The sequence below is a fragment of the uncultured Fibrobacter sp. genome (assembly GCF_900316465.1).
GTDB lineage: Bacteria > Fibrobacterota > Fibrobacteria > Fibrobacterales > Fibrobacteraceae > Fibrobacter.
Genome location: NZ_ONDD01000017.1, coordinates 56,176 through 82,147, shown reverse-complemented (window position 1 = coordinate 82,147; position 25,972 = coordinate 56,176). Strand labels below are relative to the sequence as shown.

The following is a 25,972-nucleotide window of genomic DNA, read 5'->3' as shown; positions in this document are numbered from 1 at the left end:
CTATTTCAAAACAAGAATGTGACATCGCCTCACTCTCGCCAACGCTCCTGCTTAACGCATGGAGCTTATGGCTCACAGTTATACCGTTCGGCTCTATTTGAGTATTTTATCGAACACGGCGAAGTATTCGTCGCGGTAGGCCAGGTGCCAGCGGGAATCTTGTTGCAAAGCTTGCATAAGCGTATCCCAGCGGGCATAGTATTGCAGCGGGAATAAGGCGCGGTCAATGCCAAGGGAATCGGCGTCATGCATAAACAGGACCGGGTCTTTGGCGTAATCCAGATACCGCTCAAAAAAATCCGCTGTCTTCAGGATAAAACGTCCATCGATATAGATGGAATCGGCAGGATTCATTAGCGCCAAGTAACCGCCAGCGCGGTCATCGTTAAACAGCTTGCCAACATGCGGGTGTTTTACCATCCATGCTGCGGCATGCACTGGCACACGCTGGTAAGCGACCATAGAATAATCGTAAGCCGAAAGCGAACGAGCCCAAAAGCCTAGAATAAACGCAAGAAAAACTAGCGTAAATGAATAACGTGGAATGTGAAATGAGGTCGGAAGTTTCAGTTGCTTTGAGGGAACCGGGAGCGTTACCAAAAGCACCGGCAAGAACAGCACAAAGTTTCGTTCGGCAACAAGAGCAAGAATCGCCGTTATCAAGAGCGTCACATTCAAAATATCGGGCCTGCGAGCCTTATACAATTGCCAGATGGCAAATCCCATTCCAGCGACGCAGAACAAAATCATCAACACGCATTCCAGCGTATTCTCCCCCGCCATCAAGAGCGTGAATGGAGAGCGGTTTTCGGCGATTTCGCTCGCAAAGATGGACGCCGAGGACGAAAGTCCGAGCAATCGGTCCAACAACCCGAACGGATACAAGAACAAGTTCAAACCTTCTTTGTGCAAGAACGGCATCGCAAATAGTGCGACAACAAAAGCGCTACGCAACGCAAGCGCCTTCCGCGAAGGCCTATCGCCCGCCCTGCAAGGATTCCAAATTCCGGCAACCAGCACAAGCACCGCAAAAAGCGGGCCCAAAATGTACAAACCTTGAACTTTGCACCATGTCCACTGAATTGCAAGAACAAGAACGGCGAGGAGCGTGTTTACGGGAGTCAAGCGACCGTTCGCAAACAATCTCGGCAAGACATTCCAAAAAATTCCGAGAAACAATAGCGAAAAAAGCACCGGGCGCATTTCGAAATGGTAGCGGAAAAAGAACAGCGGGATAATGGTTAGGGCGAGGAATGCTGACCCTGAAACGAGTTCAAGGTGACAAGGACGACGGCGAAGGAACAGCGCAAAGACCGCTCCCCACAACACCGCTTTGAACGCCACCAAGAGCGGAGCACCGCCCAAGCCGTAGACAAAGCCAACTAGCAGTTGAAAGTATTCGTGCACATTCACAACGGGCGTGCGAACAGGCGTCCATGTCGTCACCCATTCGCGGGCACAAGCCAAATGCCACCAGATGTCGGTATCGGTCAGCGGAAAGATCGCAAACAGAATGACAAATGCGGCTATTACCATTTCAATGTTTTCAGGACAGAATCCAAGCGGTCTGTCATCTGTTTTTTGCCGGCGACACAGAGGTGATCACGGTTAAAAGACATTTGGTCCGTATAATCATGATCGCCATTCTTATTTTCATCCATTAACACAAAGTATCGATTTGCCTTGGCAAGCGAATCCAGCTTTTTCTTTTTCTCGGGATATTTACTGCGCTGCAGGCCATAAGTTCCAAAACTACCCGTCTTTTTGTACTGGGGGGCCATCGGGAAAATGATTCCGACAACATAGATATTCTTGGCGGCCGCACTGTCTACAATTTCAGCAAGTTCATTCAACCTTGCATCCAGATAGCGATCTTCTTGCTTCGTGAATACAGAATCCATCAACACGTCGGTTCCATCGGCATCCCAGCCGCGGCATTCGTCATCGAGTCCGCCGCGAGCAGAATAGCGCTGCATCCAGCCTTGACTTGCCGGATACGCATTCTCGACCGCTTCGATAAATCCGCTGGGCAGGCCAGATTTCCAGAAGTCGTGATGGGCATCGTAATCGTAACCGGGAACACCCATATGAATCAAACGCAAGTGGTCTTCCCTTCCGCTCCAATTGTCCAAATCTAGGGACATCACAATCGCTTTCAAGTTGTCGGAATGGTTCAACGCGTAATTTTCAACAAAATACATATCGCGGTTTCCGTCAATTCCAGAAATAGCCGTATTCAGCATATTCCATTCCGGATACGCATCCGGATCAACCCCCATTTCCATTCTGGAACTTCCGACTAAAAGCACTTCGGTTACATCAAGATTCTTCCAGTAGAGTTCCATCTTGATACGGGACTTTTCCGATTCAATGTCCAAGCCTTCGCCATAATAAACGCCGGCGCTATCCAGAGCCAACAAATCATCGTAGCCCGTAAAAGCCGTATTCACCCAAAGCGCAGGGTGCCAGAGTTCATCGCCTTCGGCCAATTCCACAACGCTAGAGTCCGAAAGATTCACCAAGACGATTTTCGTATGGGCACCGTTTGCATTCGTAAACGTCGCAACCGCCATATTGTGGTCACCCGGGACCCATTCGCTATGATCGAAAGAATAGCCCTTCGGAGCACCCACCGACTGAATCAATTTGCCCGTACTGTCAGCCACAAGAATCCGTTCATGGGTTCCATACTTAGAGCCAACATAGTCTCGCCCAGTCTTGCTTGCAAAATCAAGGAACATGGTACGCTTACTGCTATCTTGAGAAAGCGATGCGTTGCAGGCCTGTTCTCCATTATACCAAACTTCGGTTTCGCCAGCCATGTTCACCCGCAAAAGACGAGCTCCGGTAACAGCCAACTTTTGGTCTTCACTAATGCCACCATGGTATGCACCATCGAACAGCTTTTTCGGTTCGCCAAATTTACCCTTCGAGAATTTCACTTGCCAAGTCGAAGTTGACTTGAAGGTTGCATCATCCTTATTGTTGCCGGCATCGTTCACATACACAATAACCGTATCGCCGTTTTCAAGCACACGCCAACGCGGAATAGCCGCACTCTTTACATCCAGCTTTACAAGAGCCGAACCCTCGGCATCCAAGTTGCGCACATAAACAGAAGACTTGCCCGAAACGCCTTCAAGCTTAGTGCTAAAGGCAACCATCTTGCCATCCGGCGAAATATCCGGGTGGTATACATTCAAGGTATCTTCAATTTCAACGACCGAAAGTGCGCCGTTGGAATAATCGACAAAAGACAAGTTTCCCGACAAATCGTTACGGAACACAAGCTTGACTCTGTACGTATCAAAGAGCGACTTGATCGTCGAGGAACTGGCAAGAGGAATCACGCGGCTACCGGCAGCTTTACCATCAGAATTCATCCACAAAGCATCGGGAATTGCGCCAAAGGCCAAGCGGAAGCCCACATAATCAGCACGGGTTGAAGACGTTACCGTATACACGTCACCACGACCATAAAGGGTAATGGATTCTGCAGGCGTTCTGTAGCTTCCGCCCTTGACCACACGCTGACCAAGCGCACCGCCATCGGGAGCGCCCACATAGTTCATAACAGTCGTATCGCGGAAATTGCCAAGCCAGTCATTCATCCATTCCATGGCATTTCCAATCATATCGCAAACTTGCGCTTTTTCAAACTTCGAGCAAACCGCATGCAAATGATAATCAGAATTATCCGCCGTCCAGGCATCCTTTGCACTCCAGAAACGGCCAGCAACAAAAGACCATTCCGCCTCGGTCGGCAAGCGATACGCATTCACCTCGGGATGGAACGCAAAACCTTCCAAATTCACGCAATGCTTTTCGGAATTCAGTTCAATATTGCTATACGTATACGCTGTATCGAATCCCTCTTTTTTGCTGCGGGCATTTGCAAAAAGGACTGCATCGTAGTAGGTCAAGTTCGTTGCCGGATAAGCATCTTTTTCGCAAGGGACCGAAATTTTCGAAGATTTCATTAGCGAATTGAATTCGGCGCAAGTCACTTCCGACTTGCCTATCGAAAAATCGTAATTCAGGGTCACACGCATTTGCGGGCGTTCATTCGCCCTGGCAGCACCTTCGTTTGTACCCAGCAAGACTTCCTTTTTTTCATGCCTGACAACAACCATATTGTCCAGCGTGTCCGATTCAAACGCAGAATCGACATTCTGCTGCGAATAGATGTATTCAGAATTAGAACAAGCAAAAAAGGCAAAGCTCAACAGCAACAGAAAAATACGATACATTGCTTACCTCATTTCCTTCAAGACAGCTTCAATACGTTTGGTGATTTTAGGAGCACCCTTGGTGCAAAGATGGTCTTCATCCGATGCGACTTTATCATCGTAATCATGCTTGCCCATTTTATTTTCATCAAGCAATTTGAAATTCGGATAAGTCTTTTCCAGAGCCTTCAAATCGTCGATAAGTTCCTTCGCCAAGCTTCTACGCAAGCCATAACGGCCAAAAGCCCCCGTTTTTCTGTAAGCCGGATTTTGCGGGAAGATTACGCCCACCACACGGACATCTCTCTTTTTCGCGGTCTCAAGAATTTCCTTGAAAGCCTTCATTGAATTTTCAAGAGTTTCCGGATGATCATCGTAATACAGGGAATCCATCTCAATATCCGGATTTTTACTCCAAGGCTTACAACCGGTTCCAAGCATACGTCCGCGATCATCCAGGTATATATAATCGCCTTCAACCGTCATATAATTCGTCGTATATTCCAACAAACCAGACGGGTATCCGTCTTGCCAGTAATTATGGTTCTTGTCATAGACAAAGCCCGCATAATTTTTGTAATTGTTCTTGAAGAAGTTGTCACTATTCGGGCCTTCATCGGTCTTATACCAAAAATCGATATCCAACGAAATCACGACATACTGAAGCTTTTTGAAATGCGGGTAAATGTAATAGTCCAAGAAGTCCTTTGACATGTATATGGAATTCGGAGTCTGGGCCAGGTTAATCGCATAGAACGGTTGTACAAAATATTTGGGCGACACAGAATGTAACGGACGTGACGAGCCCACAATCACGACATTAGCCGTATCGCGGAAACGCCAAAGCAATTCCATATTGTAACGCATCAAAATGCCTTCAAGATTTTCGCCTGCATGCATGTATACACCGGCACTATCCTCATCGACTTCAAACCTGGATTTATCCAAAGCATCCGGAATCCAGAGATTCGGTTGCCACAAGTCATCGCCTTCAACCAGCTCGGTTATACTGCTATCACGCATGTTCACAAGCACAACCTTCTTGTGCATGCCGCTTGCTTCCGTAAGGGTTGCCACCGCATAGTCCGAACGGCCACGCACCCATTCCGTGTGATCAAAGGAATAGCCCAAAGGAGCCTTTATAGAGCTAATCAGCTTACCCGTACTATCCACAACCAGAATGCGTTCGTGAACACCGTACGACTCGCCCACGAATTTATGTCCAGTCTCGCTGGCAAAGTCAAGGAACAACGTTTTCTTGGATCCATCGGTCGCAAGCGAAACGTTGCAGGCCTGTTCTCCATTGTACCACAAAGTATCGCGGGCCTTGGAGCGAACCGTCGAAGAACCTTGCGCCACTTTGGCGCGGAGCAGTCTAGCGCCCGTCACAGCAAGGCGTTCATCGTCACTGATTCCGTCGTGGTAGGCTCCGTCAAAAAGCTTTTGAGGCTTGCCGAACCGTTCATTCTGGAATTTCACCTGCCACGTCGATGCCGACTTGAAAGTACCATCGGTTCTGTTATCGCCTGCATTGGTCACGTAAACAATCACCGTATCCCCATTCGGGAGAACCCTCCAGCGGGGAATCGCGGCATTATCGACCTTCAGTTTCACAATTTTAATATAGCCCAGCGAAAGCGACCTGACATACACTTCCGACTTGCCAGACACCCCTTCTAGTCCCGTAGAAAAAGCGACAAAGCGCCCGTTCGGAGAAACATCCGGATGATAAACTTCCAAAGTATCCTTGATTTCGGCCGTATAGATGGTTCCATCCGAATAATTCACATAAGCCAAATTACCGGTCAAGTTATTGCGGAACGCAAGAACGACTTTATACGCATCCAAATGAGATTTCAACGTACGCTGGTTCACCAACGAAATTACGCGCTTTGAATTGGGAATACCGTCATAGTCAATCCACATCGCATCAGGAATTTGACCAAAAGCCAAGCGGAAGCCAACATATTCGGCACGAGTAGACGATGTAATCGTATACACATCGGTACGGCTATACAAGTTAATGGCAGACGGCAACTGACGATAGCTTCCGCCTTTCACAATACGCTTGCCCATGTTGCCGCCATCGGGGGAACCGGCGTAATTATATATGGTCGTATCTCTAAAGAATCCAAGCCAGTCATTGACCCATTCCATAGCGTTACCGGCCATATCGCAAAAATCGGTAGAATCCGTAATTCGTGTACAGACCTCTTGCATTTGGATTCCCGAATTTTCAGCATTCCAGCTCGCTTTCGGATTCCAGCGGCGACCGGCCACCAAAACCCATTCCGCCTCCGTCGGCAAACGATAGCCGTCTACATCGGTATGGAAATAGAAACCTTCGAGGAATGTGCAATGGCCATCGCTATCGACCTGTTTGCTCGTATAGGAATAAACCGTATCAAAATTATCGGCCTTGCTTTTTTCATTTGCAAACAAAACGGCATCATAGTAGGTCAAATCTGTTGCCGGAAGATTCTTGTTTAAACAGGAGAGCGTGAGTCCCTGCGGTTTCATCAATTTATTGAATTCGCTACAAGTAACTTCGTGATGTCCCATCGAAAATGAATAGTCAATTTTGACTTTCATCTGGGGGTATTCTTCTAACTTCGCAGCGGTATCGTTCGTTCCAAGAATTGCAGTCGCATTATAAGCCGTCACGCGAATCATGCCATCCAGTTTATCTTTTGAAACCCCAAGATAAACATAATCGGATGTGGGATTCACATCGGCACAAGCAAAAAACAAGAGCGATATTAAAGAGAGTAAAATAACCCGCATTTGCAAAAAATAGCAATTTAGGGCAAAAATCACGATTACAGGTGGTCAGGTAAACGGCTTTTAGCAATCTCTTGGTTGGCCTTGATGCCCGGATATTCCGAGAAAAACTCCTCGGCCATGCGGTACCAGGTCAAAGCACGGCGCAGGTCGCTATCCAGGTACAGGTTTCCCATATTGAAGGCAGCGAGTCCCACAAACTGCGTGGCTGTAAGCGGTTTAAATTCAAGCCCAGTCCAAGGGCCGGCCTTGTACTTTTCGCGGTACTCAGCGTCAGTATAGCTATAGCCTTCGCGATTGGGTTCCAAGTTGATTGCCGTCGAGGAATCTGCGCCATAGCGCAAGAATACATGCCCTGGGAGCATGATGACCGAAAGAGGCAAGTCGCGCGCTTCGGCAAGCATCATCGCAAGCCAAGAAAGCCCCATGCAGCCGGACTTTTTCATTTGCAGCACATGCAGCGGAAGTATAGCCTCTGCAGTCACGGCAGCATCGCCCGCGCCAGCAAACTCAAGGCCCCAATACGTCCAGAGCAAGCTTTTCAAACTCCACAAGGTATCGCCGGTCGTCGCAAGCGAACTATCAAAATAAGCGAGTCCGCCATTCCAGAATTCAATAGAATCGAGGCATCCCGGCAAACGATCTTCAAAGGAACAGGCCGCATCCCTAAAACTCATCGTCTCGGCTCGCCCGCTCCAAAGCACCAGCGCCAATGACGCCGCAAAAACGACGATTAGCACCGGCCAAAAGAAACGCTTAGCGAGAGCAGAAAGACGAGCAAGCATAGAGACTAAAGAGCGTCCCACTCCATGGGAGACTGCCAGAAGTCGCGAGCCGTCATCATGTAAATCACGAGACGCTTGCTCTGCATATCCTTCTTCATTTTCATCATGCGGTGATAAACGCCCGGGCCGCCGCCCCAACTGGTAAGCACCTGTACATCGAGCCCTGTCGCATAAGCCAAAAGCGAGCCCGGGCCGCCGCTCTTTTGATCGACGGATTCAAACACGCCCGTAAAGGAATCGCCCATCAAGAGAATCGGCGAATTCTTGCCGCCCTTGTAGGCTTCGGTGCCCTTGAAGATTTTCATTGCAGGCAAAGTATCTGCCGGGTACTTAGACTTTTCGGCATCGGGCAAATGCGCCACAAGATCGCCTTCACGAACCGTTTTTGTTTCTTGCAGATTAAGTGTACCAGGCTGTGCGCCCGATTCAGCGTACCAAGAATACTGCGTCACGCGGCTAGCCAAGAGTTCCATGGCAGCAAGCATGCCAGGCAAAGACCAGTGCGTATCGTAACGCTGGTAGCTGTAATGCGGAGGTTCATCGCCCGACTTGGCTGCCATCAAGGCCGGGTAAAGATCAAGTACGTCGAGCCCTGCGGCAAGCATTTCGCGGGTAAATTCACGACCGGCCGGGTTCACGCAAAGGTCAGCGGCAGTGCCATCAACCAGGCGTTCGCCATAAATTTCTTCTTTCACCGGAACCGGCACCACCAAGAGTTGCACATTCAGGGAATCCAAGTACTTCTTGAGTTCTAGCAAGCGCGGGAGCGGATTATGCAAGGAATCCTGCTTGGTTATTTTATCTGCAAGCAAGTAATTGGCGTTGCGTCTAAACCAGAGCATATCGCCACCAGCCCAGGCATTTTGTTCCTTCGGGAGTTTCTTCAGCTTTTTCGAGAGAGCATCGCGGAACTTTTTCGTATCCGCATTTACAGGACACGAGCCTTCGAGCGAGGCAAGCGTTTCAAGCCTGAATGCAGAGCTTGTATCGAGCATGCGGTTCACCGGAACCACCTCGCCCGCTTCTGCCAAGGAATCCGCCGTACGCTTGGCGCGCAAGGCTTCGTCATTCATGCGGAATGCCGGTACTTCAAAAGCAATCCACATCGGCGTACCCATCGGGTTTCCGCGCATCACGGCAAAAGGCCTATTCTTGTCACCTTCCCAGGTCGCACCTGCCGTATGCGGTTCCAAGTCGGTATTCAAAGTCGGATACCAGTAAGACGACAAAGTACGAGCCCAGTTCATGGCATCGTCAATGTTCATTTCGCCAGTCAAGTAGTAATTCAAAATTTCAGCGGTTTCACCGGTAGAGCTAAACTTCAGCTTTCCGTAGAACACGGAACGGCCCGTCCATGGTGCAGGCATCACTTCGACCCACCAGTCCACTGAACCATTGCTCAAGGGAACGCCCCACATGCGAGTCACCGTCTGGAAGGCCCTGAATACATCGGGTTCATTCCACTTGACCGCTTCAACGGAATTCAACAACTGTGAAAGCGAATCGTTTCCGGTCTGCGCATAAAGAATCTTGGCTAGCGGTTCCCAAGCCAAAGGCTGGCGGCCCGCAATAACGGCAGGTTCATATTCCGAAAGGGAATCGAGCATCGGGAACGGATATTCAGCAAGCTTTGCCGAAGCCATTTTGCCCGTATAGTTTTCAGGCTTTTCTTCTTTGCCCGCCAAGCGAATCGGATTATTGAAATACGCCGCGAAATCAAGGGCTGCAAGGGTCGGCTTGTTGACCACACGCACCTGTTTGTCAGCACTCAAGAACTTCATTTCGAACACGGTCACCGGCGTCGAAGGCTGAGGCGGGAGTGCTGCCGGGCGCTCCGCAGACACGTTCTCGGTTGCGGGCGTGTTTGCATCCGATTTATTCGAGGCGCAAGAAGAAAGTACTGCCACCAAGAGCGACGACGAAAGCATCGCCAAAGAAATCTGAGTCAATGAAAATTTTTTAGAGCGGGATTCCAATTTCATATTTCAAATATACAAAATCTGCTTTTCGGACTAAATTTCTAAATTTACCGCGCAATCAAGGATTATCCATGAATTTTAGAGATTTTGGCAAATACAACCAATTCAAGGAACAATTCGCCGGCATGTCCCCCGAAATGAAGGAGCAAATGATGCGCATGGCGAAAGAACAGATGAAGGCGAGAATTAGCGCATTTGTTCAAAAGTGGCTTTCGTTACCGATTTTGACGATTGCCGCGGTTGTCGTTGGCGCTGTTGTAGGAGCCCTTACGGCATTCTTTGGGCAGGTGCTCTTGGCCGTAAGTGCGGTGCGTGATGCCAATCCGCTTTACTGGATTCCGGGTCTTGCCTTGATTGGTGTTGCAATTGTGCTTGGCTACAAGAAATTTGGCAAGGGCACCGAGCGCGGCATGGACATGGTTTTCGGGGTCGCCCACGGTAAAGAAAACGAAATTCCGCTGCGCATGATCCCGATGGTCGCGGTAAGCACATGGCTTACCCATTTGTTCGGTGGTAGCGCCGGCCGCGAAGGCGTCGCGATTCAGATTGGTGCGACTCTCGGGCACAACATCAGTAAAAAGATTCCTGTGGAAAACGCGGGCAAGATTCTGCTGATTGCAGGCATGGCCGCTGGCTTTGCGGGCCTTTTCCAGACACCGCTTGCCGCCATTGCGCTCGCACTCGAAGTCCTGCTGGTTGGCTACTTGAATCTATCGGCATTACTCCCAGCAACGGTCGCCGCATTTACGGCCTACAAGGTTTCTGAAATGCTCGGACTTGAAAAGTTCTCGGTGAATTTGAGCGCCCTGTTCCCGGATTGGAATGTGGCTGGACTCCTGTGGAACGAAAATGGTTTGAATATTCAATTTGTGCTGAAACTTGCGTTGCTCGGCGTACTTTTCGGCATTGTCGGCGGCGGTTTTGCCAAATTGCTTTCGCTCGCCAAGAAACTTGCCGCGAACAAGTTGCCGAATGCGGTCAAGCGCATCGCCTTTGTCGGCATCGCCATTAGCCTTCTTTTGCTGTTGTTCTGGCAGGGCCGCTACGCGGGCCTGGGCACGAATCTGATTGATTTCTGTTTTGCAAGCGGAGCCGCCGTTGGAACGACGGTTTTTGCCTGCGACTGGATTCTGAAATTAGCGCTCACGATTGCGACGATTGCCGTCGGGTTCAAGGGCGGCGAAGTCACGCCGTTGTTCGCCATCGGTGCAACATTCGGCGCTTGGGTAGCCGCCATGGTGGGCGTTCCCCTGCCACTTGCAGCAGCCCTCGGTTATGCCGCTGTCTTTGGCGGAGCCACCAACACGCTCTTGGCCCCCATCTTTATCGGCGCCGAAATCTTTGGATTTGACACCTTGCCCGCCTTCTTTATCGTTTGCGTAGTCGCCTTCGTTTGTAACGGCGGTCAAAGCATTTACGCCCAGAAAAAACTGAGACTCAAGTAAAGCATGAACGCGGTCTACATCGAAATCACGGACGTTTGCAATTTGAATTGCAGCTTTTGCCCCTGCGGAAAAGCGAATTCATCAGCATCGTCCCATTCGATAAATAAGCCGCGCGAATTCATGAGTACGGAACTGTTTGAGCGATGCATTACCGAATCGGCGACTGTAGCCGAAAATGTCTACTTTCATGTGCTTGGCGAGCCCACGCTGCATCCGGGATTCGGCCTCTTCCTGAAAAAACTGGAATCCACGCCCCTCAAGCTGAACCTGACCACCAACGGCACCACCATTGCACGCACCGGCAAGTTGATTCTTGCCTCCCCCGCCGTGCGACAGGTGAATTTTTCGACGCACGCCTACGCAGAACTTTCGCCAGAGATTGCCAAGCGTCATCTCCAAGATGTCCTCGACTTTTGCAAGATGGCAAACGCCGTACGCCCAGACCTGTACATCAATTTAAGGCTCTGGAATGTAGGCGATGATGCCAGCGATGTTTGGAATCGTACCATGATTTCAAAGGTCAACGAGGCTTTCGGTCGCTCCTCGGGCAGCGCCGAACCTAGCGCGCAAATTTCGCTGGAGCATTTCTGTAGCCGACACAAGAGTTTCCCCGTAGTCGGAAAAATCTACCTGCATCAAGATTCCCGCTTTGAATGGCCCGAGTTAGACGAAAGCCACGCCAAATCTACCGCAGGTTCATGCCGCGCCCTTGACACGCATGTAGCGATTTTGCTCAATGGGCGCGTCGTCGCCTGCTGTCTTGACCATAGTGGGCAAATTACGCTTGGCCGCATCCAAGAACAAAGCCTCGTCGAAATTCTTAAATCGCCTGCCGCCAAGAGCCTCCGCGAAGGATTCGAGAAGCACGAATTGCGCCACCCGCTTTGTCAAAGTTGCACCTTCTGCAAACGCTTTAGCAAATAAGTTTATATTTGAGTCAAGATGCCAGCCGTTACTGTTCAAGATTTCACAGGCGTTTACAGCGAGCAGCCCTTTATGCAAGGGTTGCTAGAGTCTGCGGCTACCGACAAAAATATTCATTGGTTTGATTGCACTCAAATTGACGGCACCGACTGCTACTGCGATGACGAAGCTCAAGCCATTCTCCGCCAGCAAATCGAAAGCGTAGGCAACGATTCCTTCGGCATTCATTTCTTTGACAACGGCAATTACCACTACATGAGCATGCTCTGGACGGACAGCGTTCAAGAACCTTTCGACCTTGTGGTATTTGACCACCATCCCGACATGCAACCGCCTAGATTCGAAGGAATCTTAAGTTGCGGTGGCTGGATTAAAGAAGTTCTGGGCCACAACAAGTTCGTGCAGAACGTCATCGTTATCGGAGTCGCCGACCACCTGGTTGAAGAAATCCGCGAAGACCTTACCCAAGTAAACTCCGCCGAAATTCTGAACAGAGTCACCTTCATCCGCGAAAGTGAGATAGCCTCCCTCTCATCTCACTTTTCACATCTCACATCTCTTTCGTCTAGCCTCTATATATCCATCGACAAAGACGCCCTCTCTACGGCAGAGGCCGCCACCAACTGGGACCAAGGTTCGCTCACTTTTGAACAACTCGCCGACACGCTCCAAACGCTAGCACAGAACCGAAAAATTCTCGGCATTGACGTTTGCGGCGAACGCGCACGCGACATGGGTTTTGAAGACACTGCTACAGCAGACGCGCTCAACAACGCGCTAAACAAAAAAATATACAACATGCTCATGACTTTAGCAACAAGAGGAGATTCCGCACCCAGTGCGGAATGACATTAATGGCGTTTCGTAGCAGCAACAAGTCCACAAAGCAGGGCGCCCACGGCGTTGCCCGCGTAATTTCCAAGCGCGGCTATTGCAGCCGCAGCCAAGCCGAAAAGCTGGTGCGCGAAGGCCACGTGATTCTCCGAGGCAAGCCCGTACGCGACCCTGAATCGCCCGCTTACGAAAACGACGAGATTCTCATAGACGGCGCCCCCGTTACAGCAAGCGAATTCGTCTACTTCGCCATGAACAAGCCCCGCGGAATCGTCACCACCGCAAGCGACGAAAAAGGCCGCAAGACCGTGATGGATTTATTCCGCGAACAATACAACAAAATGTACTCCGGCAAGCCCATGCCGCACATTGCACCCGTAGGTCGCCTCGACGCCGCAAGCGAAGGCTTGCTGCTGTTTACTAACGACACAGCCTGGGCGGATCGCGTACTCACCGACGCCACCCACCTCAAAATCTACCGTGTGCAAGTCAAGGGCAAACCCACCGCCGACGAACTTTCGCAAATGGAAAAAGGCTTTAGCGTTCCGCCCCGCGTCTTCGGCGAAAGCGAAGAATTCATGCACGCCGAGCGCGCGATTCTTCACAGCGAAGGCGACAAAAACTGCTGGCTTGAAATTACTTTATCCGAAGGCAAAAACCGAGAAATTCGCCGCATGCTAGCCCACCTCGGCTACGAAGTCATGCGCCTTATGCGCATTCAATTCGACAAGTACTCGCTAGGCGATTTAAAACCCGGCGAAATTCGCGCCATTCAGGTTTAAATCAAATCTCTGTTCAGGAGTTCGCCGTGGTCAAGCACCAAGCGGCGGAAAGGACTATTCAAGTAAAAGTCCGGGTTATGGGTTGCCATCACCACAGTCGTACCGCGGGCATTGATTTCCTTGAAGATCTTGAAGACTTCTTCAGCGTTTTTCGGGTCAAGGTTACCAGTCGGTTCGTCAGCCAAAAGAAGGTACGGATTATGCACCATCGCACGCGCAATCGCCACACGCTGCTGTTCACCGCCCGAAAGCGTATACGGCATGGCAAAGCGTTTCTGGCTAATGCCCACAAGGGCTAAAGCATCGAACACCGCGGCATTAATCTTGCTGCTAGGAGTACCAACAATGCGGAGCGCAAGCGCCACATTTTCAAACACATTGCGGTCCGGCAACAACTTAAAGTCCTGGAAGATGATTCCCATCTTACGGCGGAGCGACTGAATCTTGCTATCCGGCGTATTCTTGCTGTCATACAGGCAATCACCCGTAAACTTCACCATCACCTGGCCGCCGCGTTCTTCGTCCGGGCGTTCGTCCATGTAAATCAACTTCAAAAGCGTTGACTTACCGGCACCCGAATGCCCTGTCAGAAAAACGAATTCACCTTTATGAATACGCAACGTCACATTGGAAAGAGCCTTCCAATTATCCTCGTAAGATTTAGTGACGTGGTTAAAGTGAATCATAAGGCCCGCGACCTATTGTTTTAACGAAAAATAAATTATTCCGTCATGCGGATTTCGATATGGACTTCGTCGCGCCACTTTTTCACCAGCGCTTCAAGCTTCTGATTTTCGAGATGGGTTGCAGCCATCTGTTCAATCTTGCCATAATCTTCATCCAAAGTCAAATCGCGAGTCTGGCGGGAATCGTCCAAGCGGAACAAGTGGTAGGCGCCATCAATCAGAACAGGTTCCGAAATTTCGCCCACGTTCAAGTTCGCAACCGGTTCCACATATGCCGGTTCCATTTCGTTGCGCTGGAACCAACCGAGGCGGCCGCCGGCAAAATTGCTGGACTTGTCTTCACTAAACTTCTTGGCAGCAGCGGCAAAGCCTTCTGTCGTCTTAATCGCTTTTCTCAGAGAATCGGCGCGAGCAAGAACCGCGGCAGAATCCTTCGCCGTCGGAATCGTGCGGAGCAAAATCTGGGCAGAACGCACACCGTCTTCTTTACGGCCGAGCACGCGGGCAATATGCCAGCCAAGCTTCGTCTTCACCGGGTTAGAAGAATACTGACCGTTCTTCAGCAAATCCAAGGCACGTTCAAAGGCCGGATCCAGCTGGCCTCGCTTAAAGTAGCCAAGGTCACCGCCCTTCGCAGCAGAGGTATCCTGCGAATGGGCCTTCGCTAACAGTTCGAAGCTCATACCCAGGTTCAAGGTGTCAATCAAGGCATCCGCAATACGCTTCACAGAATCCACAATCATGGAATCCGGTTCAATCGGCAACTGAATGTGGCTCAGGAGCACGCAATTGAACTGCTGCGGAATAGAATCCTTGTAATTTGCAAAAAAGGCATCCACTTCCTTTTTGGTCGGCGTAACAGAACCGACGTGGCGCTGACGCACGCGGGCCATTTCAATATGGTTGCGGATCTGCTTCGAAAGCTGGTCGCGGTACTGCGCCATGCTAATGCCAAGCTGGGCACGAATCGCCTTTTCGAGCGTCGCAAGGTCCGTATTCTGGCTTGCGGCAAGCTGCGACAAGTGGGCGTTCACGCGCTGGTCGACTTCGGCATCGGTAATTACAATAGAATCGCGATCAATGCGGCTCAGCAAGACCTTTTCTTCAATCATCTGGTCAAGCACATACTTGCGCTGGTCTGCTTCAGACATCGCAGAACCTTCGGGCGTTTCCTGAAAACGGTACAAGTTATTCAAGAATTCCGAACGCATAATCGGCTTGCCATCGACCACGGCCGCAACCCCTTCCATCAACACGGGTTCAGCCATGGCAAAAGCGGCTAAAGCACTCAACGAAATAACAAATTGTTTCACTGCAACAGGAAACTTCATTACTTTTCCTTTTCGCTAAACACATTCATCTGCGAGAAAATCGGGCGAGCCTTCTTCCATTCCTTCTTCAGGCGGGCAAACACGGTCTTCTGGTGTTCGACCCAGGCGCGGGCAGCCACATCTTCAGCGACTTCGGCATAGGGCAACACATCGGCAGAATCGAGTCTCGACAGCACAACGACAGCCTTGAGCTGGCCACCGCAAAGCTTAACCTGCGAAAGCTTGCCGAATTCCACATCGGTAAACGACGGCAAAATGCAGCTATCGGGGCTAACGGCAACCGTGTCAAAGCGTTCAATGCGCTTCACCATCCAGCTTGCAGCCGGATAAGTTTCATATGTCAGCTTCTTATGTCCCTTATGGTACATTTCAGCCATCTGCCAATCCTTAAAGTAAATCACGGCACCGGTCAGCAAGTTCCTGCCGCGCACAAACAATTCCGGATGGGCATGGTAGTAATCCAGCTTTTCGGTATCGCCGAGCATCATGGTGTCGGCAAAGGTCTGCAAGTAATAGTCCACCGTAATCTTGCGTTCAGTACGTCTTACCTGTTCCTGAACGGCGGGGTCCTTCCAGAAGCCCTTGGCCATGGCTTCCTGGTAAATGGTTTCTTCATCAATCCAATGTTCCAGGAACGTCAACTTTTCACGGTCCGACATGTAATCCCATTCAGGGACAAGACGGTAGAGTTCGGCCTGACGGAGTTTGGTTTCGCCCACCGAAACCACAACCGGGTCTTCCTTGGAAAATGGAACATCGCAGCCCGTCAAGCAAATGAGCGAGCATGCACAAACAGTCAGCAGAGAACGGATAATTTTATTCATCGGGGCTAAATTTAGAAAAAACCGAGCCCGCCGCCCACTCAAACAACATTCTTTTACTTTCAATCAGGCTTTTTTCTAAAGCCGTAATCTTAGAATTGGAAATAAAGGAACGGATTGTAGCTTTGTGTAAACAAAGCGAGAATAGCCACGATAAAGATGACTAACGCCACAACCATACGAACCGGCGAAACCTTGCTGCACCAATCAAAGCTGCGGAACTTCCAGAACGAAAGCAAGGCAGCAAGAGCCATAAAGAACAGGCATGTCGGCGTAAAGATTTCAGCCGAAAGAATCGCATCGGCAGAGCTCACCGCATTGAACCCAAGCATGCACTTCCACATGCGCCAGGCTTCACCAATATTGTCGGCACGGAACAGCACCCAGCCAAAGAGCACAATCACCTGCGTAATCAGGACCTGCACCACTTTGGGAGCCTTGTAATAGAAAGCATTCTTGTTGTTCGCGCGTTCCACGATCATAAAGAAGGCATGGTACAAGCCCCAACAAACAAAGGTCCAGTTGGCACCGTGCCACACGCCGCTCACGAACATGACCAGGAACAGGTTAAAGTACAGGCGTGCCGTGCCTACGCGGTTTCCGCCCAGCGGAATATACAGGTAGTCGCGGAACCAGCTCGTAAGCGAAATATGCCAGAACTTCCAGAATTCGGTAATGCTCTTGGAACGGTACGGGCCGTTAAAGTTGCGCGGGAAATGGAACCCGAGCATGAGTCCAAGACCAATCGCCATGTTCGAATACGCCGAAAAGTCAAAGTAAATCTGGAACATGTACGCAAGCGAGCCCCACCAGCTATTGAGCACGCCAGGAGCATCAGCCGCAAACACACGGTCCGCAATAATGCCCACCTGGTTTGCAAGGAATATCTTTTCGGCAAAGCCAAAACAGAAAAACGAGATGCCGCGCACAAAATTTTCGAGCGTATGCGTACGGGTCGCCAGTTCTTCGGCCACGGTATTATAACGGACAATCGGGCCCGCCACCAACTGCGGGAACAAGGCCACGTAGCAAGCAAACGTCGCAAAGTCCTTTACCGGAGGCGCAGTCCCACGCCATACGTCAATGGCATAACTCATGGACTGGAACGAATAGAACGAAATACCCACCGGCAAGAGCACTGTCATAACAGAGAACGGTTCACAACCGAGCTTTGTAATGACGTCGTTAATTACGCCCATGCCGAACATGTAATACTTAAAGTAACCCAGCGCACCGAGGTTTACCGCAATAGCAGCCCCCAGCGCCAGATTCCGCTGCAGCTTAGAGGCTCCCGGAGCAGAGATAAAGCGCCCGGCCACGTACACCACCAGGGTGCAACCGAACATCAGGAACACGAGCCACGGTTCAAGCCAACCGTAAAAGACGTAGCTGAAAACCGTGATAAAGAAATTCAGCGTCGAATGCTTCGCGTGCAGCTTGTACAGCACGAAGTAGCCGACCAGGAACGTCGGCAAGAAATAGAACAGGAATAACTGAGAAGAAAAGACCACGAACTACTCGTTTACTTCGATAGCAAGGTAACGCGGAGATTCGTCGTCAAAGTATTCGTCTTCGACAGCGCCGTCCCAGTTGCCTTCGAGCGGCACGAGTTTGAGCTTATGCTTGGCCTTGGCCTTGAATTCGCCTACATTGCCCTTAGACTTGTCGGCCATTTTGTCCTTGACCTTGCCGCGAGCGATGAGCGGGTTGTAAACGCCCACCAACACGTCCTTGGCATCCAGTTTGCCCGATTCCACCTTAAGCACCTTGTACTTGAACACATACACGTAGCTGTACAAATCGTTGCTCGGCATCTTGCCCGGAATTTCGGTCAAGCGGCCTTCGATAGAAATAGGATCAGCCACGGCAAATACCGCAGCGGCAAACAAAATGGCAATCAGTTTTTTCAGCATAAAGCCTCCGAGATATAATATAGAAAATCTCGGTCGCCTAGTCGTCCAAAATGCAGCGGACAGACATCACCCAATCGACGCTACCGGTCTGCCTAAAGGCACGCAAATCGCCCCAATCATCCAACAGGCAGCGATATTCGTAATCATCCGATGTCCAAAATGAACCATGAATGCCACCACAAATGTTGGTTTCTCCAAAAAACACGGTGGCAACGCCCGAGAACCCAAACAGGTCAAAACCGACTTCATTAGGCCAGGATTTAACGGATTTTAAGCCATTCCCCACTATGGTGCTATCTTCAAGCTCAAGAGCAGCAAAATTGTCAAGTTCATCCCACTCTTTGGAGCTGGGTAAATGCCAGCCTTCGGGGCAAACCGTCAAAGCATCACTCTGATAGTAAAGGCGCCCTGTTTGCGTACAGTAATATTCGTGATCATACATGCACTCGCTGTTTTCGGAGGCGTAGTTCAAGTTTTGTGCAATCCAAGTCTGCGAACCAATCTTCACTGTACGGTAAACCTGACCGTCACGGGTATCCAAGAACTGACCATAGATGCCGGAACCAAGCATTTTGGAATTCAGGTAACCGGTATAGACACAATCGTATTCAGAACAGTCGTATTCAAGCGTCAAGTCTATGACCACATGCGACGAAGACGATTTTATCGATGCCGAGGATTCCGGTGCAGACTCCGAAGAACTCACGCCAGCATTTTCAGAAGAAGAAGACTCTTCCGCTTCGGACGACACCCCTTCGGATGACGAGGATTCTTTTTTGTTTTCACTGGACGAACTGGACCGCCGCGCTGAAGAAGAAGATTTAGCCCTCTTCGATGAACTGGAGAGTTCCACCCTGAGCCACAGGCCATCTATACACTGATAGTACGTGCCATCATTCATTACCAGAGACTGCTTGGGGTTTGGATTCTCGACACACGGCCCCATATTCTCCACATTCAGGTCGTCGTCAATGGAATCGTCATCAAGGGAATTAACCGGAGAACTTGTCTCCACAACCTTGCTATCACCGCCGCACGCACTCAAGGCCAGCGCCGCTAACAACATTGTGTACCGCAAAAAAACTTTGCGCATTCCGTTCTCCTTCTTTGCTACAAGTCTCTTCCCCAAGTATAATAAAAAGGTCCAACAACAGAAAAAGGTTCCGACTTGCATCGGAACCTTTTTCACTGCTTCACTTGGACTCGAACCAAGGACAACGCGATTAACAGTCGCGGGCTCTACCAACTGAGCTATGAAGCAATCTAGTCGTTAGACTCGGTCGTTGAGATCGCTCTCATCGACGGCACCAAATATAGATATTCAGAATATTTCGTCAAGGGGTAAGTGCGAATTTTTGCGATTTTTTTTGAAAATATTCATTTTCGAGGGCTTTTTTGCAACTTACGCATTCTTTTTAGCGTTTTGGACAAGCACCGCCATGTCTGCCGGGTACTCTTCGCAGTCGAAAACGCGCGGTTCTTTCCAATAAGGCAACTGGATTTCGACCTTGTACGCATAAAGCATCTGCGACTTGCCGCCGAGGGCCGCCAGGTCTTCGGCGCTAAGGCCTTCTTCGGAATTGTCGACAGAAGGATCGCGCGACCAGGAGCGAGACATCTTCTCGTAGTAAACGCCATCAAAGCTGTATAAGCGGTCGCCCAGAATCGGGTACCCGAGCTCAGCGAGGTGTGCACGAATCTGGTGCTTGCGGCCCGTCAAGAGTTCCGCCTCCACCACCGAGTACTTCGACTCGCCTGCCACCGGCTGCGAAAGCTGCCCCTCGCCCACCTTTCTAAAGCGCGTGTGGCAGGGCTTGCCATCGGCAAAGTGGTGCATGCGGAGCCGCAAGCGGTCCGCGGGGTCTTCGCGCAAAGGCATCGTGCAGTCTACAAGTTCAGACGGGAAGTCCCCGCGCACGACTGCCATATAAAATTTTTTCAGCAAAATGCGGTCCAGATTCTTCTGGAATCTTGCCGCCGACTCCGCATACTTCGCAAACAACATGAGTCCGCCCGTGTCGCGGTCCAGGCGATGCATGGGGGTCGCGGTCTCGTAGTCTGTCCCACGACGCACAATCGCCGTAAAGGTATTGTAGAATATATGGCCCGTATGGTGCACCGGCACGCCTGCAGGCTTTGCCACCAGCATGAATTCGTCGTCTTCGAACACGACCTTAAAATCCGTCGGAACTTCGGGCTCGGTGTAGTTCGTTACGTGGTACACCACCTTGTCGCCGCGATGCGCAATAGTTTCCAGATTCGCAGTTTCGCCGTTTACCGCCACAAAGCCGTTCGCAATCTTTTCGCCCCACAGTTCGCGACTGTGGTAAGTAAAGCGCTTGCAAAGCGAATCGAGCAACAGCCAGCCTTCATGCTCCGGCTGCACAACGCTTTCAAAGTACATATCAGATGGGGCGCGCGACATTATTCTCTATACAAATTGTGTTGCTTTATATACTCGTACACCTTCGGGTGTAAGCCCTTGGGTTCTTCGCCACACAGCAAAGCCTTGCGAATCGCGGTACTCGAATACACGCCTTCAAAGCCCTGCTCCGGCCCAAGCCAAAGCAAATCGGCATAGCCCTTCGCCTTGTGTTCCACGATATCCGGCTTCGGGTAACCGTTACGCGCAAAAACAATCAGCTCAATGTCGCGCAACAGCAAGTGGCCATTGTAATTCGTACCGAAAAAGTTCATCGGGTCGCGCCAATGCGGAATGCCGTCATACGTATCGGCGCCCGTCAGCAAGCGAAAGTTGATGTCCGGGAATTTTTCCTTGAGTCCGCACAAGAATACGTACGAGCCACGAAAGTCGCCCTGTTCAATTTCCAAGTCCGAAAGAATCAGCCGCGGGTCGCCTTCCATGGCGAGTTCCAGCATGGCAAAGCGGTCTTCGGGGCTCGCATTCAGCTTCTTGTCCCAGCGGTCGGGACTCGGCATAAACCACACCTCGTCGCAAAATCCTTTTTGCAAACAAGTCTTTGCTACCCTAATATGGTCCAAATGAACCGGATCGAACGCTCCCCCTAAAACAGCAACATTCTTCTTATAATCAGACAACTTAAATCCTCAAAAATCAAACATAGATTGCTTCAACCCATAAAGGGTTTCGCAATGACGTTCCCTAGAACACGTACACCGAGAATCCCAAATTCATCTGGATGCGTCCGCCATGAACTTTCTTGTCCAAGAACGGGTCGTAATGCGTCAACACCCAGCGATAAGCGACTTCAGCAAACAGCATCGTCTTCGAGAAAATAAACAACAGCGAACCAAAGCCAGCGCCCCATTCGTTCCAAGCCACGTCACCCAGGTCGCTCAATTCCTTCACGCGGGAATACGAGCCCAGCAAATACACTTCACCCAACAAGTGGAGTCCCAGTTCGAAATCCATTTCCGAATGGTCCACCTGATAATCCTTGCCATCATCGTTATCTTCTTCGTAACCGTACATGCCGTAGCCCACACGGAGCAATGCCATTCCCGGGTACCAGATACCGATCATCGGTTCAATCTGGCGGAGTCCGATTCCTCGGTCAGAGCCCACGCCCGTACCGGAGCCAAAGCCAAGAGCACCGCCCACAATCAACGGCGTGCGGATTCCGTTCAGCAACGGGCCGGCAGATGTTCCTGCAGCAGCCCCCGTGGTCGGGTCAATGGCCGCTTCCATCTGCGACCAGGCCGGAACGCAGGCAAACAGCGCAAACACGAGCAAGGCAATTATCTTTTTCATAGGCACCTCACGATACAGCTATCACCGCCACACCGAGCCCCACCAACACGTTCACCGCGGCATCGACCTTGGTCATCTTGAAGAATTTGGGGCGGATCGACTCTTCCTTAAAAATCTGCGAAATTTCCAAATGCGACAAGTACATCGAAATAGCGAGTTTCACAAATACGGCTCCCACCACCCAGTAGGCAAACTCCGAAAGATACGTAAGCGCAATATACAGCACCGAAAGCGTGCCCGTCAAGAAAAAGTTCGAGCGGCGCACGGCACTCTCGTCCGAATCGTTTTCCAGCGCCATCGCCTTGAATTCCTTGACCTTTTCGCAAATCGCCTCGTAACTCGTCACCAGCTGGTGCAGGTTATAGCCCACCAGCACAATCGACGCCACCAAGGTAATTTTTACAGCAATATCCATCAAACCTAATTCCTAGAATTCAAAATTCTCAAATAACTCGCATAGCGGGCCCGCGAAAGCTTACCCGATTCCACCGCCGCGCGCACAGAACAACCCGGTTCCTTCAGGTGCTTGCAATTGCTGTACTTGCAAGTAAACAAGTCACCCTCGAAAAATCCCGGGAAAATCTTCGCCAAAGTCTCGCCGTCCATGTCATCGTCACCGTCGGCAAGACCAATGCTCCTGATCCCCGGCGTATCAATCACGTAGCCGCCACCCGGAAAATCGAACAGGCTCGAAGAAGTCGTCGTATGCCTACCCTTTCCGTCGCGTTCACGCACGGCACCCGTTTCTAGTTCCGCACCCGGCACCAAGGCATTCACCAGCGTTGACTTGCCCACGCCGCTCTGTCCGCTGAACACAGACGACTTGCCCAGGAGTTCCTCGCGCAGGCGTTCCAGGCCCACCCCCGTCTTCACGCTCACGGGAATCACCTTGTCCACAATGCTCATGAAGTCGCGGATATCGTCGTTCAGGTCGGCCTCGCCATTCGGCAGCAGGTCCATCTTGGTCAGCACCAGCACGAACGGCAAGTTATTCAGGTTCGCCGCCAGCAAGAAGCGGTCCATAAATCCGTAGTTGAATTCCGGCTGCGTCACGCTCGCGACAATCACCACCTGGTCAACGTTTGCTGCCAAGGTGAGCTTACGTCTAAAGCTATCGCGAGGGCCGGGGCGCTTGAGTTCGCTCTTTCGCGGGAGCACTCGCACCACACAATACTTCTGCGAGCCAACGCCTTCGCCGCTGTCCTCGTCTTCGTTCACCTGTCCCAAAAGCACGCGGTCGCCCACCGCCGGGAATTCCCCCAGCGCCTTCGAAGTCGTCGCACGGTACATGGCCGTGACAGTCCCTTCTTCCGGCAAGCGCACTTCGCAAGTGCGGCGATGCACTTCGACCACCAAGCCCTCGACGCAATCCTTCTCGTCGATCTTTTCGAGCGGGTCCTTGATTTTCTTGATGCGGGGATTCTTGAATTCGCGACTGAAACGCTCCTTGACCGGGCGCTCGTCTACCACGCCCGATTCCAATTCACGCATCACGTCAATACGCCTGCTGCGGTGATCGCGGCGGGTCGGCTTTACGCGACGGAGCGGTTCCGGTTCGTCATCGAATTCGTTATTTAGCATCTTTCTTGCAATTTAAAAAATCCGGAAGCGTTTCCTGGAGTTCTTCTTCCGAAACAGGCCTATCCTGACGAATGGACTCCATTAAAAAATGAATCGCCTTGAGTCTTCCATTACATTTTTCGATACAGTTGTCGTAAAAGCCCTTCGTTTTGTAGTCGCCTTCGTTGATATGCTCCGACGCATACAAGAAATGCTCCACGCAAATCGAAAGTTGCTCGGCTTCCGCCCGCAAGTCCACAAGATTGCTTTTGGTAAAAAACGGCATACCGCAAATATAGTAAAAGGGGGACGCCTCCCCCTACTTGCAGCCCCGTGCCGGGTCTTCCACCACCCCCTCGAACGGGCGCTCAATCGCCGCGCCCGTAACGCCCTGGGCTACAAATGCCCACGGCTCCAGAGCTAAGCTCGCCTCGCTCGCATGGCCGTTCCGGAATGTTCGCTTTGCGGTCAGGCACTCGCCTCCGCTTTCCTCAAAGCATGCCACTCCCGCTGTCATGCCGGACCCGATCCGGCACCTCCTTTGATGCAAGCTAAAAGGGCCACACGGATTGGAAATGCCTAACGGCATTCTTTACAATATAATTGTCACACTGATTCGAAATCACTAACGTGATTTCTTGTTAGGACTTTATTTAACGAACGTGTCGCCTTCATCCATTACGCAACGGACTGGGAAAGCGCTAATCTTAAAACTTGGTGCTATACTAAAATATGAATCAGAGAGACTAACATACATTGCACCAACATCTTCTTTTGCCTGTTTTTCCTGAGGCAACCACAATATGGCAACATTTCTGTCACTAGCCATAGCCGATCCATCCCCATAAGGCAACACAGACATCCCACTGGAATTCGTATTTTTTCCATCCTTCCATACGGCACGAGACAACATAGTATAACTAGCATCGATTCCTCGTGGTAAAGCAAAATGTTTCCATTCGGTTTCGTTCATCACATGCCAACCTTCCGGACACACTCCCTGCACCTTGGCATCGTCGCCAAGTTTAACATTGCATTTTGAGTTATCAGCAACACCGACACTATCACACACTTTAGGAAGCCCCAAAGCCTCACTCCAAGTATAAAGTCCACCAAAATAATTGTCACAATACCAAGGATCATCGTTGTAACAACGTTTTTCCACTTTTGAATCGTCAAAAACAGTCGTTGTACTATCGATTATCGTATCAGCGTAATTCAGATTCTGAGTCATCACCGTAAAAGAATCAATGACAGTAGTGTTGCCACTTTGGACCTCCATATAGTATTGAACCGTTTTGTAAACCTTTCCATCACGAGGATCTTTAAAAGAACCATAAGTCACAGCCGGATTAAACACGCTATCCATATTCGGATAGACCTTGGGTTTTACTACATCCACAATAGAATCAACAACCCACTTGCCTTCTTTACAACTCACAAATCCTGTGTCTATTTCAGAAACAACTATTTTTTGTTCACCTTCTTCACATTGTTTAAACAAAATCGCAGAACTGCTGCTAGAATTCCGCGCGCTACTACTCGACTCGACCACCGACGAACTACTATTCTTACCGCTTACAGAACTAGAAGAGGATTTCTGCTTTTCTACTGATGAACTAGAATTTTTCGAACCCTTAGATGACGAGGATTGGAGATTACCACTCGAAGACGAATAATCACCGGCCGGTTCTGGGGAAACAGAAGAGGAAGAATCGTCTCCGCATGCAACAAGCATTGTCAGGAGAACGGACAAGACAAGAACGCTTTTAAAAATCTTCACAGAACCTCCAGTAACCTCAATCGTTTTTGACAAATTTAGTTAAATGTCGCAGGAATTGAAAAAGCCGACCCCAAGGATCGGCTTCGAGAGCTTCGTATGATTTGCAACCCGACCACTATGCAACTTCTATGTCAAGTTTGCTTTCGGTATAGCGTTTGACCACAGAATTAAGCAGAGTCTGGTACGGAATGCCGACGCGTTCAGCCTTCGCCTTGAACGCTTCCAAAACGCCCGGATCAAAACTCGTCCCGACTTTAGTCTTGCGTTTTTTAACAATTGCAATGGCTGTTGCCATCGAGGGTGCCGGAGGCATAGCGGTACCGGCATTATCGCCTGTTTCTTCGTACTCTTTCTCAAGAGCCAAAGCAAGTTCCTTGTTCGTCATA

Annotated in this window: 23 protein-coding genes and 1 tRNA gene; 4 read left to right on the top strand and 20 right to left on the bottom strand. The window is 50.4% G+C overall.

Features of this window, described 5'->3' with window-relative positions:
• Positions 1-93 precede the first annotated feature (93 nt).
• From QZN53_RS08255 to QZN53_RS08235, 5 genes are read right to left on the bottom strand one after another with little or no spacing between them, the layout of a single operon-like run.
• Positions 94-1,536 (bottom strand): hypothetical protein, encoded by a 1,443-nt coding sequence (locus QZN53_RS08255; RefSeq protein WP_163438543.1) that lies wholly within the window; start codon positions 1,534-1,536, stop codon positions 94-96.
• Positions 1,530-4,250, bottom strand: a complete 2,721-nt coding sequence (locus QZN53_RS08250; RefSeq protein WP_163438542.1) for a TIGR02171 family protein — start codon at positions 4,248-4,250, stop codon at positions 1,530-1,532. Before QZN53_RS08250 ends, QZN53_RS08255 begins: the two co-directional genes overlap by 7 nt.
• A 3-nt stretch (positions 4,251-4,253) precedes the next feature.
• On the bottom strand, positions 4,254-7,013 hold the full coding sequence (locus QZN53_RS08245; RefSeq protein ID WP_163438541.1) for a TIGR02171 family protein: 2,760 nt from the start codon (positions 7,011-7,013) through the stop codon (positions 4,254-4,256).
• Positions 7,014-7,048: 35 nt separating this feature from the next.
• On the bottom strand, positions 7,049-7,795 hold the full coding sequence (locus QZN53_RS08240) for a transglutaminase family protein (RefSeq protein WP_163438540.1): 747 nt from the start codon (positions 7,793-7,795) through the stop codon (positions 7,049-7,051).
• Positions 7,796-7,800: 5 nt separating this feature from the next.
• The gene (locus tag QZN53_RS08235) at positions 7,801-9,777 is read right to left on the bottom strand and encodes a hypothetical protein (protein ID WP_163438539.1); all 1,977 of its coding nucleotides are present in this window, start codon (positions 9,775-9,777) and stop codon (positions 7,801-7,803) included.
• Between the two features lie 68 nt (positions 9,778-9,845).
• On the opposite strand from QZN53_RS08235, the gene QZN53_RS08230 reads away from it, so the two are divergent.
• Genes QZN53_RS08230 through QZN53_RS08215 form a run of 4 tightly spaced genes read left to right on the top strand, consistent with a single transcriptional unit; the run spans position 9,846 to position 13,759 of the window.
• On the top strand, positions 9,846-11,219 hold the full coding sequence (locus tag QZN53_RS08230) for a chloride channel protein (RefSeq protein WP_163438538.1): 1,374 nt from the start codon (positions 9,846-9,848) through the stop codon (positions 11,217-11,219).
• Positions 11,220-11,222: 3 nt separating this feature from the next.
• Positions 11,223-12,143, top strand: a complete 921-nt coding sequence (locus QZN53_RS08225) for a radical SAM/SPASM domain-containing protein (RefSeq protein ID WP_163438537.1) — start codon at positions 11,223-11,225, stop codon at positions 12,141-12,143.
• Positions 12,144-12,161: 18 nt separating this feature from the next.
• Complete coding sequence (locus QZN53_RS08220) at positions 12,162-12,992, top strand: arginase family protein (RefSeq protein WP_163438536.1); 831 nt, start codon at positions 12,162-12,164, stop codon at positions 12,990-12,992.
• Positions 12,993-12,997: 5 nt separating this feature from the next.
• Entirely contained in the window at positions 12,998-13,759 is a 762-nt protein-coding gene (locus QZN53_RS08215; protein WP_294652430.1) for a pseudouridine synthase, read from the top strand.
• Here QZN53_RS08215 and ftsE read toward each other — a convergent pair.
• The 15 genes from ftsE to QZN53_RS08140 form a co-directional block, all read right to left on the bottom strand.
• On the bottom strand, positions 13,756-14,445 hold the full coding sequence (gene ftsE, locus QZN53_RS08210) for a cell division ATP-binding protein FtsE (protein WP_073317299.1): 690 nt from the start codon (positions 14,443-14,445) through the stop codon (positions 13,756-13,758). The two genes, QZN53_RS08215 and ftsE, sit on opposite strands and share 4 nt — an antisense overlap.
• A 35-nt stretch (positions 14,446-14,480) precedes the next feature.
• Positions 14,481-15,776 (bottom strand): peptidylprolyl isomerase, encoded by a 1,296-nt coding sequence (locus QZN53_RS08205; RefSeq protein WP_163438534.1) that lies wholly within the window; start codon positions 15,774-15,776, stop codon positions 14,481-14,483.
• Positions 15,776-16,600, bottom strand: coding sequence for a hypothetical protein (locus tag QZN53_RS08200; protein ID WP_163438533.1), 825 nt, complete (start codon positions 16,598-16,600; stop codon positions 15,776-15,778). The genes QZN53_RS08205 and QZN53_RS08200 overlap by 1 nt, the downstream gene beginning before the upstream one ends.
• A gap of 89 nt (positions 16,601-16,689) precedes the next feature.
• The gene (locus tag QZN53_RS08195) at positions 16,690-18,108 is read right to left on the bottom strand and encodes an MBOAT family protein (protein ID WP_163438532.1); all 1,419 of its coding nucleotides are present in this window, start codon (positions 18,106-18,108) and stop codon (positions 16,690-16,692) included.
• A gap of 3 nt (positions 18,109-18,111) precedes the next feature.
• Positions 18,112-18,510, bottom strand: a complete 399-nt coding sequence (locus tag QZN53_RS08190) for a hypothetical protein (protein ID WP_163438531.1) — start codon at positions 18,508-18,510, stop codon at positions 18,112-18,114.
• A 37-nt stretch (positions 18,511-18,547) separates the two neighbouring features.
• Complete coding sequence (locus QZN53_RS08185) at positions 18,548-19,603, bottom strand: FISUMP domain-containing protein (RefSeq protein WP_163438530.1); 1,056 nt, start codon at positions 19,601-19,603, stop codon at positions 18,548-18,550.
• A gap of 95 nt (positions 19,604-19,698) precedes the next feature.
• Positions 19,699-19,771: transfer RNA gene (locus tag QZN53_RS08180), tRNA-Asn, on the bottom strand.
• 141 nt (positions 19,772-19,912) lie between these two features.
• Positions 19,913-20,935, bottom strand: a complete 1,023-nt coding sequence (locus tag QZN53_RS08175) for a pseudouridine synthase (protein WP_163438529.1) — start codon at positions 20,933-20,935, stop codon at positions 19,913-19,915.
• Positions 20,935-21,570: a nicotinate-nicotinamide nucleotide adenylyltransferase gene (locus tag QZN53_RS08170; protein ID WP_163438528.1), complete on the bottom strand. Its 636-nt coding sequence runs from the start codon at positions 21,568-21,570 to the stop codon at positions 20,935-20,937. The genes QZN53_RS08175 and QZN53_RS08170 overlap by 1 nt, the downstream gene beginning before the upstream one ends.
• A 64-nt stretch (positions 21,571-21,634) precedes the next feature.
• Positions 21,635-22,243: a hypothetical protein gene (locus tag QZN53_RS08165; protein WP_163438527.1), complete on the bottom strand. Its 609-nt coding sequence runs from the start codon at positions 22,241-22,243 to the stop codon at positions 21,635-21,637.
• Between the two features lie 7 nt (positions 22,244-22,250).
• The gene (locus QZN53_RS08160) at positions 22,251-22,658 is read right to left on the bottom strand and encodes a hypothetical protein (RefSeq protein ID WP_073053920.1); all 408 of its coding nucleotides are present in this window, start codon (positions 22,656-22,658) and stop codon (positions 22,251-22,253) included.
• Between the two features lie 5 nt (positions 22,659-22,663).
• Complete coding sequence (gene rsgA, locus QZN53_RS08155) at positions 22,664-23,824, bottom strand: ribosome small subunit-dependent GTPase A (RefSeq protein ID WP_163438526.1); 1,161 nt, start codon at positions 23,822-23,824, stop codon at positions 22,664-22,666.
• The gene (locus QZN53_RS08150; protein ID WP_088628714.1) at positions 23,814-24,089 is read right to left on the bottom strand and encodes a hypothetical protein; all 276 of its coding nucleotides are present in this window, start codon (positions 24,087-24,089) and stop codon (positions 23,814-23,816) included. The genes rsgA and QZN53_RS08150 overlap by 11 nt, the downstream gene beginning before the upstream one ends.
• A gap of 363 nt (positions 24,090-24,452) precedes the next feature.
• A complete protein-coding gene (locus tag QZN53_RS08145) occupies positions 24,453-25,586 on the bottom strand; it encodes an FISUMP domain-containing protein (RefSeq protein WP_163438525.1) in 1,134 nt (377 codons plus the stop codon).
• 115 nt (positions 25,587-25,701) lie between these two features.
• Complete coding sequence (locus QZN53_RS08140; RefSeq protein ID WP_163438524.1) at positions 25,702-25,971, bottom strand: hypothetical protein; 270 nt, start codon at positions 25,969-25,971, stop codon at positions 25,702-25,704.
• Position 25,972: the final 1 nt, after the last annotated feature.

Coding starts and splice junctions, on each gene's coding strand:
- QZN53_RS08255 (WP_163438543.1), bottom strand. CDS start 1,536: ATGGTAATAGCCGCATTTGTCATTCTGTTTGCGATCTTTCCGCTGACC.
- QZN53_RS08250 (WP_163438542.1), bottom strand. CDS start 4,250: ATGTATCGTATTTTTCTGTTGCTGTTGAGCTTTGCCTTTTTTGCTTGT.
- QZN53_RS08245 (WP_163438541.1), bottom strand. CDS start 7,013: ATGCGGGTTATTTTACTCTCTTTAATATCGCTCTTGTTTTTTGCTTGT.
- QZN53_RS08240 (WP_163438540.1), bottom strand. CDS start 7,795: ATGCTTGCTCGTCTTTCTGCTCTCGCTAAGCGTTTCTTTTGGCCGGTG.
- QZN53_RS08235 (WP_163438539.1), bottom strand. CDS start 9,777: ATGAAATTGGAATCCCGCTCTAAAAAATTTTCATTGACTCAGATTTCT.
- QZN53_RS08230 (WP_163438538.1), top strand. CDS start 9,846: ATGAATTTTAGAGATTTTGGCAAATACAACCAATTCAAGGAACAATTC.
- QZN53_RS08225 (WP_163438537.1), top strand. CDS start 11,223: ATGAACGCGGTCTACATCGAAATCACGGACGTTTGCAATTTGAATTGC.
- QZN53_RS08220 (WP_163438536.1), top strand. CDS start 12,162: ATGCCAGCCGTTACTGTTCAAGATTTCACAGGCGTTTACAGCGAGCAG.
- QZN53_RS08215 (WP_294652430.1), top strand. CDS start 12,998: ATGGCGTTTCGTAGCAGCAACAAGTCCACAAAGCAGGGCGCCCACGGC.
- ftsE (WP_073317299.1), bottom strand. CDS start 14,445: ATGATTCACTTTAACCACGTCACTAAATCTTACGAGGATAATTGGAAG.
- QZN53_RS08205 (WP_163438534.1), bottom strand. CDS start 15,776: ATGAAGTTTCCTGTTGCAGTGAAACAATTTGTTATTTCGTTGAGTGCT.
- QZN53_RS08200 (WP_163438533.1), bottom strand. CDS start 16,600: ATGAATAAAATTATCCGTTCTCTGCTGACTGTTTGTGCATGCTCGCTC.
- QZN53_RS08190 (WP_163438531.1), bottom strand. CDS start 18,510: ATGCTGAAAAAACTGATTGCCATTTTGTTTGCCGCTGCGGTATTTGCC.
- QZN53_RS08185 (WP_163438530.1), bottom strand. CDS start 19,603: ATGCGCAAAGTTTTTTTGCGGTACACAATGTTGTTAGCGGCGCTGGCC.
- QZN53_RS08175 (WP_163438529.1), bottom strand. CDS start 20,935: ATGTCGCGCGCCCCATCTGATATGTACTTTGAAAGCGTTGTGCAGCCG.
- QZN53_RS08165 (WP_163438527.1), bottom strand. CDS start 22,243: ATGAAAAAGATAATTGCCTTGCTCGTGTTTGCGCTGTTTGCCTGCGTT.
- QZN53_RS08160 (WP_073053920.1), bottom strand. CDS start 22,658: ATGGATATTGCTGTAAAAATTACCTTGGTGGCGTCGATTGTGCTGGTG.
- rsgA (WP_163438526.1), bottom strand. CDS start 23,824: ATGCTAAATAACGAATTCGATGACGAACCGGAACCGCTCCGTCGCGTA.
- QZN53_RS08150 (WP_088628714.1), bottom strand. CDS start 24,089: ATGCCGTTTTTTACCAAAAGCAATCTTGTGGACTTGCGGGCGGAAGCC.
- QZN53_RS08140 (WP_163438524.1), bottom strand. CDS start 25,971: ATGACGAACAAGGAACTTGCTTTGGCTCTTGAGAAAGAGTACGAAGAA.